The 12,715-nt window shown below is 64.1% G+C and carries 11 protein-coding genes; 5 read left to right on the top strand and 6 right to left on the bottom strand.

What is annotated here, in order from left to right:
* Positions 1-3 precede the first annotated feature (3 nt).
* Positions 4-435: a TerB family tellurite resistance protein gene (locus LB553_RS04775; RefSeq protein WP_224511128.1), complete on the bottom strand. Its 432-nt coding sequence runs from the start codon at positions 433-435 to the stop codon at positions 4-6.
* 107 nt (positions 436-542) lie between these two features.
* On the opposite strand from LB553_RS04775, the gene LB553_RS04770 reads away from it, so the two are divergent.
* From LB553_RS04770 to LB553_RS04760, 3 genes are all read left to right on the top strand, one after another.
* On the top strand, positions 543-1,328 hold the full coding sequence (locus tag LB553_RS04770; protein ID WP_224511126.1) for a TSUP family transporter: 786 nt from the start codon (positions 543-545) through the stop codon (positions 1,326-1,328).
* 308 nt (positions 1,329-1,636) lie between these two features.
* The gene (locus LB553_RS04765) at positions 1,637-2,470 is read left to right on the top strand and encodes a helix-turn-helix domain-containing protein (protein ID WP_224511124.1); all 834 of its coding nucleotides are present in this window, start codon (positions 1,637-1,639) and stop codon (positions 2,468-2,470) included.
* Between the two features lie 85 nt (positions 2,471-2,555).
* Entirely contained in the window at positions 2,556-2,975 is a 420-nt protein-coding gene (locus LB553_RS04760) for a VOC family protein (RefSeq protein WP_224511122.1), read from the top strand.
* Here the strand turns inward: LB553_RS04760 and LB553_RS04755 are convergent, their stop codons facing one another.
* Both LB553_RS04755 and LB553_RS04750 read right to left on the bottom strand, forming a co-directional pair.
* On the bottom strand, positions 2,976-4,451 hold the full coding sequence (locus LB553_RS04755; protein ID WP_224511120.1) for a cobyric acid synthase: 1,476 nt from the start codon (positions 4,449-4,451) through the stop codon (positions 2,976-2,978).
* The gene (locus tag LB553_RS04750) at positions 4,451-5,068 is read right to left on the bottom strand and encodes a dimethylsulfonioproprionate lyase family protein (protein WP_224511118.1); all 618 of its coding nucleotides are present in this window, start codon (positions 5,066-5,068) and stop codon (positions 4,451-4,453) included. The genes LB553_RS04755 and LB553_RS04750 overlap by 1 nt, the downstream gene beginning before the upstream one ends.
* 139 nt (positions 5,069-5,207) lie before the next feature.
* On the opposite strand from LB553_RS04750, the gene LB553_RS04745 reads away from it, so the two are divergent.
* A complete protein-coding gene (locus LB553_RS04745) occupies positions 5,208-6,374 on the top strand; it encodes an isobutyryl-CoA dehydrogenase (RefSeq protein ID WP_224511117.1) in 1,167 nt (388 codons plus the stop codon).
* Between the two features lie 19 nt (positions 6,375-6,393).
* Positions 6,394-7,278 carry a 3-hydroxyisobutyrate dehydrogenase gene (mmsB, locus tag LB553_RS04740; RefSeq protein ID WP_224511115.1) on the top strand — a complete coding sequence of 295 codons (885 nt, stop codon included), beginning with the start codon at positions 6,394-6,396 and terminating at the stop codon, positions 7,276-7,278.
* 321 nt (positions 7,279-7,599) lie between these two features.
* Here the strand turns inward: mmsB and LB553_RS04735 are convergent, their stop codons facing one another.
* From LB553_RS04735 to LB553_RS04725, 3 genes are all read right to left on the bottom strand, one after another.
* Positions 7,600-8,979: an aspartate aminotransferase family protein gene (locus LB553_RS04735; protein ID WP_224511113.1), complete on the bottom strand. Its 1,380-nt coding sequence runs from the start codon at positions 8,977-8,979 to the stop codon at positions 7,600-7,602.
* 209 nt (positions 8,980-9,188) lie between these two features.
* Positions 9,189-11,252 carry a prolyl oligopeptidase family serine peptidase gene (locus LB553_RS04730; protein WP_224511111.1) on the bottom strand — a complete coding sequence of 688 codons (2,064 nt, stop codon included), beginning with the start codon at positions 11,250-11,252 and terminating at the stop codon, positions 9,189-9,191.
* A 73-nt stretch (positions 11,253-11,325) separates the two neighbouring features.
* Positions 11,326-12,486 carry an MFS transporter gene (locus tag LB553_RS04725; protein WP_224511109.1) on the bottom strand — a complete coding sequence of 387 codons (1,161 nt, stop codon included), beginning with the start codon at positions 12,484-12,486 and terminating at the stop codon, positions 11,326-11,328.
* Positions 12,487-12,715: the final 229 nt, after the last annotated feature.

Below are 12,715 nucleotides of genomic sequence, written 5' to 3'. Positions count from 1 at the left end.
GCGTTAGCCCTCCGGGTTCACCAGGTCGACGGGGCTGATGTCGAGCAGGTCGAGCGTGCGGCGCAGCAGCTTCACCTCCTTCTCCGCCAGCCTGGCATCGGCCTTGGCGATCTCGGCCATATGGCGCGCAAGCAGCTTCCGGCGCTCGACATCGAGATCGCGAAACAGCGCGATCGCCTGCGAGCCGTTGGTCTCGTAGCCATAATCGTTAAGATATTCGATGACGCTATCGATGCTGGCCTCCGGAATGCCGAAGGCTTCCTTGCAGATGCGCCGGAAGACGACCATCTCGCTCTCCGAGACCGAGCCGTCGGCCAGGATCATGCGGAACAACATCAGAAGTTCGGCCGACAGCACCGGGTCGTCCGCCACCTTGCGCACGCCCGGGTCACCGTCGAAGATCGAACGTATCTGGTCGAGCAGCGCCATCGCCATCAAGCTCCCCTTTGCGATTCCGTCGAGATTGTTAGCGTGGAATTGGTCTTGCGCAAACTGGTGGAGCGTGATGGAAGCTGCGGCTTTCTTCCAAGCACCCTCTCCCGATGATCGACCTTACCCTGCAGACCGTTCTCATCCTCATAGCCGCCGCCTTTGCCGCGGGCTTCGTCGACTCGATCGCCGGCGGCGGCGGGCTGATCACGATCCCGGCGCTGCTGCTCGCCGGTTTTACGCCGGTCGCAGCACTCGGCACCAACAAGCTGCAAGGCATGTTCGGTTCCGGCTCGGCGACCATTCATTATGCCGCCAACGGCCAGGTCGATTTGCGCCGCCAGCTGCCGTCGGCGCTGCTGGCGCTTGTCGGCGGCGCGGTCGGGGCGCTTTTGGCGACCGTCGTGCCCGGCGATTTCCTGCGCGCGCTGTTGCCGCTGCTTCTGATCGCCATCGCGCTCTATTTCGCGCTGAAGCCGAACATGGACGATGTCGACCGCGCCGAGCGGCTGTCGCCTTTCCTGTTCGGGTTGATCATCCCGCCGCTGGTCGGCTTCTATGACGGGCTCTTCGGTCCCGGCGCCGGCTCCTTCTACATGCTCGCCTTCGTCACGCTCGCCGGCTATGGCGTGCTCAAGGCGACGGCGCACACCAAGCTGCTCAATTTCGCGTCCAACATCGGCGGCTTCGTCGTCTTCGCCGCGGTCGGCGTCATCGACTGGAAGATCGGCCTGATGATGGGCGTGGCGCAGTTCATCGGCGCCCGCGTTGGCGCAAGCCTTGCCATCCGCGTTGGCGCGAAGCTGATCAAGCCACTGCTGGTGGTGGTCTGCCTGGCGCTGGCGATCAAGCTATTGGCCGACCCCGCCAACCCGCTGCGCCAGCTCATTGGTATGTGAGGGCTCCTGCTGGTAGAGTTCTGGTGTTGCGAATCATGTTGGAGGGACCAGACATGAATCTCAGTGCACCCACCCAGATCGGGTTCATTATTCGTTGGTTATAGCCGTCATCGGCCTTCTCGCCGCGCTTGGCGCTCTTGCATTTATTCCGATTGCGTCCGTTTGGATCATGCTCATCGCCTACATCGTGCTCGCCGCCGGCTGTTTGATGCGCGGCGCTTGAAATTCGCAGATCTCAGGCAACTCGGAGCGCCCGGCCCTGCCGGGCGCTTTTGATTTTTGCGATCCTGTTCTGCTAGGCTCGGATCATGTCCGACGAGCCAGAGAGCCATCGCCAGGATAATCGCTCTCCCGCCCTCCATTTCGAGATGGTGCGACGCAAGCCCGCTACCTTGCTTACGGGCAGTGTCACCGATATCTGCGGCTACCGCGAGACCCGCCCCGGCCATTTCCGCATCGTCGAATATGCTTCGCTGACCGTGCCGCTGGTGATCAGCTTCGCCGAAGCCTTCGTCATCGGGCTCGGTCACAGCCCAGGCGACAATGACCGCTACGCCAGCTTCGCCGCCGGCCTCTATGCCGGGCCGGTCATGATCGAATCCTTCGGCGGCGCCTGCTGCGTCCAGGTCAATTTCACGCCGCTTGGCGCCAGGCAGTTCTTCGGCCTGCCGATGAGCGAGCTGCGGGATCGCATGGTCGGGTTGGATGATGCGCTGGGCTTTGACGGCATCGCGCTGCGCGAACAGCTCGGCGAAGCGGCGGATTGGAACGCGCGCTTCGACATTGCCGAGGGCTTCATCGCCCGCCGCCTGGCGGAGGCGAACGCCCTTTCGCCCGAAATCGCCTGGGCGTACAGGACGGTCGTCATGTCGGGCGGCCGCATCCGCATTTCGGCACTCGCCGGCGAGATCGGCTGGAGCCGCAAGCATCTGGCCGCCAAATTCACCGACGCGATCGGCATCGGCCCGAAGACATTGTCACGCATCGTACGCTTCAACCGCGCGCTGTCCCTGTCGAAGAGGCAGGATAATGACTGGGCCGGCATCGCCGCCGATTGCGGCTATGCCGACCAGGCGCATCTCGTGCGCGAGTTCCGTCAGTTGGCCGGCGAAACACCGACCGGGCTCGCGGCGATGATCTAGCCCTCTGGCGAGGTAACATTTCTTCAAGACGCCGAAACCGCCTTTACACAGACTGGCATTCATCAACCGACCCAGGGAGATTGTCATGCCGACAGCAAACGAAGCACCCCGTCTCTATCCGGCCCTGCGCTACAGGGACGCCGCTAAGATGATCGACTGGCTCAGCGAGGCCTTCGGCTTCAAACTGCGCGCCCGCTATGGCGAGGGCGACATCGTCCACCACGCCGAGCTCACTTTCGGCTCCTCGATGATCATGCTGGGCACGGCGCGCGACGACGATTACGGCAAGATGGTCGGCGAGCCCGGCGGTGGCGGCGGCAAGTCGATCTACATCGCCGTCGATGACGCCGACGCCGCCTATGCGCGTGCCAAGAAGGCCGGCGCGAAAATCATCCAGGAACTGGTCGATCGCGACTATGGCAGCCGCGAGTTCATCTGCCTCGACCCGGAAGGCAATGTCTGGGCCTTCGGCACTTACTGGCCGAAGGCGGGCGAAAAGGCGTAGTCAGCCCGCCAGCCCAAAAATCGCGTCGCAGTCGAGATGCCTCTCCAACTCCGCGGCCACCTCGTCCAGCGACGTCTCGACGTCCGCGCGATAGTCGATGCCGCCTCCCCTGACGCCAAGGCTCTCCAGATAGGCGGCGCGAAAAGCGTCGGCGGAAAACAGTCCGTGCAGATAGGTGCCGATCACCTTGCCGTCAGCCGAAACCGCGCCGTCCTCGACGCCGTTGAGGATCGTCGACGGTCGCGCCGTGTCGGGGCCGGTGGTGCGGCCGAGATGGATCTCATAGCCCTCGAGCGGCAGGCCGAACTGCATCGAATGCGCGCTTGAATTGCGCACGGTCTTCTCAGGCTCCATCACCGTTTCGATGTCGAGCAGGCCAAGGCCTTCGGCCTCGGTGGCGCTGCCTTCGATGCCGTCGGGATCGCGCACCACGCGGCCGAGCATCTGGTAGCCGCCGCAGATGCCGACGATATGGCCGCCCCGCTTGCGATGGGCGAGAAGATCGCGATCCCAGCCGTTCTCGCGGAATTTCAGGAGATCGCCGATCGTCGATTTGGAGCCGGGGATGACCACCAGCCCAGCATCTTCCGGCAGCTTCTTGCCCGGCGGCACGAACACCACCTCGACCTGCGGCTCGGCTTTCAGCGGATCGAGATCGTCGAAATTGGCGATGCGCGCCAGCATCGGCACCGCCACCTTCAGCGCCCGTTTCTCACCGGAAGCGAGGCGTTCGAGCACGACGGAATCCTCGGACGGCAGCCGGGCGGCCGCCTTCAGCCACGGCACGACGCCGAAGCAGCGCCAGCCGGTGAACCTTTCGATCGCGCTGATCCCGTCGTCGAACAGCGAAACATCGCCGCGGAACTTGTTGATGAGATAGCCGGCGATCATGCGCCGGTCTTCCTCCGGCAGGATCAGATGCGTGCCGGCCACGGACGCAATGACGCCGCCGCGGTCGATGTCGCCGACCAGGATCACCGGCACATTGGCACGCGTGGCAAAACCCATATTGGCGATGTCGCGGCTTCTGAGATTGATCTCGGCGGGCGAGCCCGCACCCTCGACGATGACCAGGTCCGCGCCCTCGCCGACCTTCGCCCAGGACTCCAGCACCGCGTCCATCAGCCCGGCTTTCATCGCCTGATAGTCGCGCGCCCGCGCCTCGCCATAGACCTTGCCCTGCACCACCACTTGCGAGCCGATATCGCTCTGCGGCTTGAGCAGCACCGGGTTCATATGGACGGTCGGCCTCACCCCGCAGGCCAGCGCCTGCAGCCATTGCCCGCGGCCGATCTCGCCTTCGCCGGCTTTGTCGTCGCCTGGAATGTCGGCAACGGCGGCATTGTTCGACATGTTCTGCGGCTTGAATGGCCGCACCTTCAGCCCGCGATTCTTCGCGGCACGGCAAAGCCCCGCCACCAGCACGGTCTTGCCGACATCCGAACCGGTGCCTTGCAGCATGATCGCCCTGGCCATCAGCTCTTGCCCCGCAAGTTGACCATCGAGCCGATCGTCGATTTCTGCGCCAGCGGTCCGCCGCGCCAGAGATAGAGCGCCATCAGCGGTTCCTTGCCCGTGCGCATGGCATGGCTGACGTTGGAAGCGTGGTGAATGACCTCGCCGGCGTCGCGAACATGGAAACCGCCCTCGCCCATTCGCCATTCCGTGCCGCCGGTCAGCGGGATGTAGATTTCCTCGGCGATATGATGGTGGTCGGGATAGACAATGTTGGACCCGAGGATCAGCAGGCCGGCCGCGACCTCTTCGTTGACGAAATGCCCGCGTGTGCCGAACACTTCCAGCCAGCCGTAATTGTCGATGAAGCTCTGCCCGAAATCGGCGGCCGTATAGGTCTGCCCCCAGCGCAACTCGTCCCGATGGTCGGCAACGAGCCGCGTCAGCGGCTTGGCGCTCGACGGCGCAAGCTCCGCGAGCCGGTCGAGATAGCGGAGGCAGCCGAGCGCGCGGGGTTCGAGAGAACGCGCAGGCATGTCCCAGCCGATGCGCGCGACTTTGTCCGCGACCAGATCGTTGTCGACGCCCGCGAGATAGGCTTGGAATCGCTCCAGCAACTCATCGAAAATTGTCGGCACGCACGAGCTCCGTTCGTCATTCCATGCACAGCCGGTTCTCAACGGTCCGGGTTGCGCGGCGGCATCATTGGTCTAGATTGAACGGCGCGCAAAGCCAAAAACGACAGGCCATAAGGCCTGAAGCGACAGGGAGCACGCCATGGACGCGGCAGTCGATGCGGGCACTGGCCAATTCGAACTCAACGAGGAACAGCGCGCCATCCAGGAGATGGCCCGAGCCTTCGCGTCGGACCGCGTCGCGCCCAATGCGCTCGACTGGGACAAGGCAAAGCACTTCCCCGCCGATGTGATCCGCGAGACTGGGCCGCTCGGCCTGGGCGGCATCTATGTGCGCGACGATGTCGGCGGCTCGGCGCTTGGGCGGCTGGACGCGGTGCTGATCTTCGAGGCGCTTGCCCATGCCGATCCGGCCTTCTCTTCCTTCATTTCCATCCACAACATGGCGGCCTCGATGATCGACCGCTTCGGCTCAGACGAGCAGCGCCAGCGCTTCCTGCCAAAGCTGACCTCGATGGAGTGGCTGGCGAGCTATTGCCTGACCGAGCCCGGCTCGGGCTCGGATGCCGCTGCGCTCAAGACGCGTGCGGTGAAGAGCGGTGGCGACCATGTGCTCAACGGCGCCAAGCAGTTCATCTCCGGGGCCGGCGACAGCGACCTTTATATCGTGATGGCGCGCACCGGCGCCGATGGCCCGAAAGGGATCTCGACCTTCGTCGTGTCCAAGGATGCGCCGGGCCTGTCCTTCGGCGCCAACGAGCACAAGATGGGCTGGCACATGCAGTCGACCCGCCAGGTGATTTTCGAGGACTGCAGGGTGCCGGCCGAGAACCTGCTCGCTACAGAAGGCGCAGGCTTCGGCATCGCCATGGCCGGGCTCGACGGCGGGCGGCTCAACATCGCCGCCTGTTCGCTCGGCGGAGCGCAGTCGGCACTCGACAAGGGGCTAGCCTACACGGCCGAGCGCAAGGCCTTCGGCTCCAAGATCAACCAATTCCAGGCGCTGCAGTTCAGGTTGGCCGACATGGAAACGGAACTGCAGGCGGCCCGCATCTTCCTCTACGCCGCCGCTTCCAAGCTCGACCGCAAGGCGTCCGACGCCGGCAAATGGTCGGCGATGGCAAAGCGCTTCGTCACGGATATCGGTTTCGACGTCGCCAACCAGGCGCTGCAATTGCACGGCGGCTATGGCTATCTGCATGATTATGGCATCGAGAAGCTGGTGCGCGACCTGCGCGTCCACCAGATCCTCGAAGGCACCAACGAGATCATGCGCGTCATCATCGCGCGCTCGCTGATTGGGCGCTGACGCAAATCGGGAGAAAACGATGGCAACCATCGCCTTCATCGGCCTCGGCAATATGGGCAATCCGATGGCCGATAACCTTGTCAAGGCAGGGCATGCGGTAAACGGCTTCGATCTGGTTCCCGACAACCTGACTGTGGCGAAAGAACATGGCGTCACTGTCATGGCCAATGCCGTCGCAGCGGTGAAGGATGCCGACGTCGTCATCACCATGCTGCCCGCCGGCAAGCATGTGCTGTCGGTCTATGAGGACATCGCGCCCAGGGCGAAGAAAGGCGCGCTGTTCATCGATTCCTCGACCATCGATGTCGAATCGGCGCGCAAGGCGCATGCGATTGCCGCGAAGCATGGCCTGCAATCGATCGATGCGCCCGTCTCCGGCGGCACGGGTGGCGCGGCGGCCGGCACGCTAACCTTCATGGCAGGCGGCTCGGATGAAGCGTTTGACGCCGCCGAACCGATCCTGCAGCCGATGGCCGGGCGCGTCGTTCATTGCGGCGGCGACGGCGCCGGACAGGCCGCCAAGATCTGCAACAACATGATTCTCGGCATCTCGATGATCGGCGTCGCCGAGGCCTTCGTGCTGGCCGAAAAACTCGGCCTGTCGCACCAGGCGCTGTATGACGTCGCCTCCACGTCCTCGGGCCAGTGCTGGTCGCTCACCACTTACTGCCCGGTCCCCGGCCCCGTTCCGGCTTCGCCGGCCAACCGCGACTACAAGCCGGGGTTTGCCGCCGCGCTCATGCTGAAGGACCTGAAATTGTCGCAGGAAGCGGCTCAAAGCGCGGGCGCCGTGACCCCGCTCGGCGCCGAAGCCACGCAGCTTTATGCCTTGTTCAACGCGCAAGGCCACGCCGGCGCCGATTTTTCCGGCATCATAAATTTCCTGCGCGGCGACAAAAGCTAAACGGCCGCTTTCCAACGGTTATTAGCGGATTTTTTCGACACAAAGCCGGCAAATTTAGATTTGCTTAAGGTCTTGCTAACGCACCGGTAACGATGTGCCTTTAAAACGGATTGCGAGGCGGACATCGCGTCTGCCCGGCGCTCCGGATCAGGTCTCGCGTACCGGAGCCCGTAAGTTTCGCAAGTGTTTCGTAGCGAAACGCCATGCGTATCTGGCAAAGCCGCGTTCCCGTCGGGACGCGGTTTTTGCGTTGTGGGGACATCACGCGAAATGTCCGGGAATGGACCGGGCGCCCATTGAGGAGCGCCCGGAGAATATCCCTCAGCGCTTGCGCAAATCGGCATCCGCGAGATCGAGCGCCTTGGCGATCCGCTCGCAGGCCATGTCGATCGTGTCGCGCGTCCAGATCAGCGGCGGCGACAGGATCATGGTGTCGCCCGTGGCCCGCATCATCATGCCGTTCGCGACCGCGTGGTCGCGCACGACAACGGCAGCGCTTCCCGACGGCAGATAGCGTTCCTTGGTCGCCTTGTCCTTGACGATCTCGATCGCGCCCATCAGGCCGATCGAGCGCACCTCGCCGACCAGTCTGTGCCCAGCGATCCGCTCCTGCAGCGCCTGCGCGAAATAGAGACCGGTGTCGTTCTTGACACGCTCGACCAGGCCTTCCTTCTCGATGATCTCAAGATTCTTCAGCGCCACCGCGCAAGCCACCGGATGACCGGAATAGGTGTAGCCGTGATAGAACTCGCCGCCTTTCTCGACCAGCGTCTTGGCGATGCGGTCGCCGACCAGTAGCGCCGACAGCGGCTGGTAGCCCGAGGTCAGCGCCTTGGCGGTGGTGATGGTGTCGGGCTCGATGCCGAAAGTCTGCGCCGCGAACCATTCGCCGGTGCGGCCATAGCCGGTGATGACCTCGTCCAGCATCAACAGCACGTCGTATTTGCGGCAGATGCGCTCGACTTCCGGCCAGTAGCTCATCGGCGGAATCTTCACCCCGCCGGCGCCCATCACTGGTTCGCCGATGAAGGCGGCGACCTTGTCGGCGCCGGCCTCGAGGATCGCGTCCTCGACCGCCTTTGCCGCGCGAATGCCGAAATCATGGTCGCTTTCGCCAGGCAGCGCGAGCTCATAGGCATAGGGCATCATCACATGGACGATGTTGGGCACCGCGCCGCCGAGCTGCTTGTGCATCGGCTCCATGCCGCCGAGCGAGGTGCCGGCGATCGTCGAGCCGTGATAGGCCGACTTGCGCGAGATGACGCGGTTCTTCTCGGGCTTGCCTTCAAGCGCCCAATAGTGGCGCACGAGCCTGAGCGCCGTGTCGTTGGCCTCCGAGCCGGACGAACCGTAGAAAACCTGGCTGACATGCGTCGGCGCCAGCTCCGCCAGCTTCTTCGACAACAGCACCGGCGTCGGCGTCGAGCATTTGAAGAAGGAGTTGTAGTAAGGCAGTTCCTTCATCTGCGCGTAGGCCGCCTCGGCCAGTTCGTCGCGGCCATAGCCGACATTGACGCACCACAGGCCCGCCATGCCGTCGAGGATTTCGGTGCCGTCGGCATCGTAGATGAACGGGCCCTTGGCATGGGTGATGATGCGCGAGCCCGCCTCACGCAGTTCCTTGTGATCGGTGAAGGGATGAAGGTGATGCGCGGCGTCGATCTGCTGAAGCTGCTTCAGCGAATAATTCTGATAGGTCATGGGTTTGATCTTTCCTCTTGAATCATCAATCCGGCAACGGCCGGGGCGGATTCGTCAGAGGAAGGCGGGCGGCGAATAGCCGATGCGGGCGCACAGCCGCAAAAGCTCGGCGCGAAGGGTCCGCGGTGACGGCGTCACCGCGACCCCGAAGGCGCCTGATGTGCTGAAGCGGATCATAGCGGCAGCTTATGCCGCCTGAGGCCCAAAATTCAAGCTGTTCCGGTTAGCGCCCGCTGCAGGAATATGTAGCGCATCGCCGTCTGCGCCGCTTGCGGCCGGCGGTCGCCGCGCCCGCCATGGCCGCCTTCGGTCTCTTCGAAGAACAGCGTCCGGCCATGGCCTGCCTCCTGCAGCCGTGCCGCCATCTTGCGGGCATGCCCGGGATGGACGCGGTCATCGGCGGTGGACGTCATCAGCAGCACGGGCGGATAGGCGACATTCGCCGCGACATGCTGGTAGGGCGAATAGGCGCCGAGCCAGGCCGCCTCTTCCGGCTTCGACGGGTCGCCATACTCGGCGATCCACGAGGCGCCGGGCGGCAGTTCGGTGTAACGCAGCATGTCGAGCAGCGGCACGTCGATGATGACCGCGCCGAACAGCTCCGGGCGCTGCGTCAGCAATGTGCCGGTGAGCAGGCCGCCATTCGAACCGCCCTGGATGCCGAGCTGCGCCGCCGTGGTGATGCCGCGCTTGACCACATCCTCGGCCACCGCCGCGAAATCGTCGAAGGCGTTCTGGCGCTTGCCCTTGAGCGCCGCCTGGTGCCAGGCCGGACCGAACTCGCCGCCGCCGCGGATATTGGCCTGGATATAGGCATTGCCCTTGTCCAGCCATAGCTTGCCGCGAATGCCGGCATAGCCGGGCAGCAGCGGCACTTCGAAGCCGCCATAGCCATAGAGCAGCGCCGGCACCGGCCCTTTCTGGTCGCGCCGCCGCACCACGAAATATGGGATCATCGTGTCGTCCTTCGAGCGCGCCTCGAATTGCTCCGAGATATAAGGCGAGGCGTCGAAGCGGGCCGGCTGCGATTTCACCGTTTGAAGCGTCTCGCCATTGTCGTCCGACCAGATGATCGAGCTCGGCGTCAGGAAATCCGTGAAGGAGAAGGAGACGCTCGAGCCGAAATGCTCGGCATGGCTGATGCCGACATTGCCGTTGTCGGGCAGCGCGATCCGTTTCAGCGACCAGCCATCGGCGGTGCGGTCGCAGACGATGACCTTGCCGCGCACATTGTCCATCAGGTTGATGAACAACCGGTCCTTGGTCCTGGCGAGCCCGGCGATCGAGACGCGATGCGCCGGCGCAAGCACCGTTGCGAACGGCCCGAACGTGCCGCTCTCGATCCAGCGGTCGAAATCGACGGAGTAAAGCCCGTCGGGCAGGCATTGCGTGCCGTCGGGCGCCGTCCATGGGCTGCGCAACCCGAAGATCAGCTGTCCCTTGAAGACCGCCGTGTCGGTGGCGTCGTCGGGCAGCGGAATGCGCCGGTTCTCGCCCGAAGCGAGACGCAGGAAACTGTGCGAGGTGAAAAAGTCGAGCGTCTTACCGAGCAGCACATGCCGCTTGTCGCCGTCGTATTCGACGCTGCTGCCGACCGCGAGATGCTGCTTCTCGCCTTCGAAGATCGGCGTCGCGTCCTCAAGCTTCGTGCCGCGACGCCAGAGCTTGATGACGCGCGGATAGCCGGACTGGGTCTTGTCGCTTTCCTCGAAAGCCGCCGAGACGATCACCGTATCCTGGTCCAGCCAGGTAAAGCCCGACTTGGAGGCGCGCGCGGAAAACCCCCCGTCGACAAAGGACCTCGTCGTGATGTCGAATTCGCGCATCTCGCTGGCGTCGCCGCCATCGGGCGACATGTAGAGCAGGCAGCGGTTGAAATCGGGATAGAGCCGGCTGGCACCGCCAAACACCCATTTGATGCCTTCCTTCGCCGAGAGCTGATCGAAATCGATGATCGTCTCCCATTCCGGTTTGTCGGTTTTGTAGGAAGCGACAGGCGTGCGCCGCCACAGGCCCAGCGCATTGGTCTTGTCCTGCCAGAAATTGTAGACGTAGCCGGCAAGTGCGGCCCCGACCGGCATGTTGTCCTCGGCCGTCATCAGGTCGAGCGCGGTCTCGAAAGCCGCCTGGTAGGAAGGATCGCCCTGCAATTCGGCGACCGTCAGCGCATTCTGGCGATGAACCCAGTCCAGCGCTTCCTTGCCGTTGCGATCCTCCAGCCAGAGAAAGGGATCCGCCAATTCGGGCTGGGTCTTGGTCATCGTGCTGGTCATGCGGGTCTCCATCCGGCGGCTCCGCCTACATCGCGTTCGCTGCATCGATATTCAAGAGCCGTGACGGGACCGATTACAAAACCCGCCGGCGCACGACCGTCGCCGCCGCCAGCGCCGCGCAGATTGCGCCCAGCGTGACCGGCAGGCCGGCGGCGCCGGCGACATCCATGACGCCGCCGGTGAGCGGCGGCACGACGATGCCGCCAAAACCCCACATCAGCGAGAAGGCCGCATTGCCGGCGACCAGCGCCGAGCCGCTGAAGCGCTCGCCGAGTTCGATGATCGACATCGTGTAGATGCCGTAGGAGACGGCGCCCCAGACAAAGACGCACGCCCAGATCAACGGCGTCTCGATCAGCGCCGGCAAGAGCACACATCCAAGGATGGTCACCGCCACGCAGCCGAAGCGAACCAGGCGCGCGGTCAGTCTCTCGGCAAGCAGGCCGAGCGGCACCTGCATGGCGATATTGCCGGCGATCATCACGGAAAGCAGCGCCGACATGCGCGCTTCGGGAATGCCGTGATGCGTCCCATAGACCGGCAGCAGCGCCAATATCGCCTGCTCGAATCCTGCCGCGACGACGACCGCCGACAGAAGCAGCCAGGCCATTGGGATGAAGCCCAGCACCGAAACCTTGTTTTCGGCCTCGTCGACTTTTGGCAGCCGCTTCACCACCACGGCCAGGCAGCCGCCGCAGAAGATGAAGGCAAGAATGCCGACAAGGAAAGGCGGCCAGCCTTCGGTCCCGACGCCCAGCAGGCAGAGCGGCCCAGCCGCGAAGCCGGCCGAGATGATGGTGGAATAGATGCCCATGACGCGGCCGCGCCGCGCTGGGGGAGCAAGCGCAATCACCCAGATTTCGCTCAAGACATAAAGCGGGTTGGTCACCACGCCGATCAGGAAGCGCAATGGGAACCACAGATAGACATCCTGCGTCCAGCCGACCAGCGCCAGCGCCAGTGCCGAGAGCGCCGCGCAGGTCAGCGCGGTGCGCCCTGCCCCGAACCGCCGCGCCAATCCCGGGATCAGCGGCGAGGACAGGATGAAGCCGACCGGCGTCATCGCCGCCGACAGCCCGATCATCGCCGGCGAAACGCCCTGACGCTGCAAGATGAAGCTGAGCAGCGGGTAGGAAAGCCCTTGCGCGATGGCGAATACCGAAACGGTCGCGATCACGCCGGTGATCGCGGCCCACTGCACCCTCTCGCCAACCTCTGATTTCGCCAGAGCCATCGTTCCTGCTCCAATTGCCAGGAGGCTTTAGCCGCTAGCGGCTGCGGCCGTAAGAGCCAACTGGCGGCGAAAACGCATGTTCCAGCCAGTCCCTGTCAGGAGCGCTTGCCCGTTCGGAGCGATACTGCGCGGCGGCAGAAGCCTTTGCGAATGTTTCGGTGGGCGGCAATTCGGCAACCCAGCCGGTTGCCCTTCCGTCATGTCGCTTCCCTCGCCCTAGTGGTCGCCG

It is taken from the genome of Mesorhizobium sp. CA8 (assembly GCF_020164955.1).
GTDB lineage: Bacteria > Pseudomonadota > Alphaproteobacteria > Rhizobiales > Rhizobiaceae > Mesorhizobium.
This window is presented reverse-complemented; position numbering and strand designations above follow the sequence as displayed.

Excerpts from the sequence above, each read along its gene's own strand:
- LB553_RS04745 (WP_224511117.1), top strand. The coding sequence starts at position 5,208 with ATGGACGCGGCAGTCGATGCGGGCACTGGCCAATTCGAACTCAACGAG.
- LB553_RS04765 (WP_224511124.1), top strand. The coding sequence starts at position 1,637 with ATGTCCGACGAGCCAGAGAGCCATCGCCAGGATAATCGCTCTCCCGCC.
- LB553_RS04730 (WP_224511111.1), bottom strand. The coding sequence starts at position 11,252 with ATGACCAGCACGATGACCAAGACCCAGCCCGAATTGGCGGATCCCTTT.
- LB553_RS04770 (WP_224511126.1), top strand. The coding sequence starts at position 543 with ATGATCGACCTTACCCTGCAGACCGTTCTCATCCTCATAGCCGCCGCC.
- LB553_RS04725 (WP_224511109.1), bottom strand. The coding sequence starts at position 12,486 with ATGGCTCTGGCGAAATCAGAGGTTGGCGAGAGGGTGCAGTGGGCCGCG.
- LB553_RS04760 (WP_224511122.1), top strand. The coding sequence starts at position 2,556 with ATGCCGACAGCAAACGAAGCACCCCGTCTCTATCCGGCCCTGCGCTAC.
- mmsB (WP_224511115.1), top strand. The coding sequence starts at position 6,394 with ATGGCAACCATCGCCTTCATCGGCCTCGGCAATATGGGCAATCCGATG.
- LB553_RS04755 (WP_224511120.1), bottom strand. The coding sequence starts at position 4,451 with ATGGCCAGGGCGATCATGCTGCAAGGCACCGGTTCGGATGTCGGCAAG.
- LB553_RS04735 (WP_224511113.1), bottom strand. The coding sequence starts at position 8,979 with ATGACCTATCAGAATTATTCGCTGAAGCAGCTTCAGCAGATCGACGCC.
- LB553_RS04775 (WP_224511128.1), bottom strand. The coding sequence starts at position 435 with ATGGCGATGGCGCTGCTCGACCAGATACGTTCGATCTTCGACGGTGAC.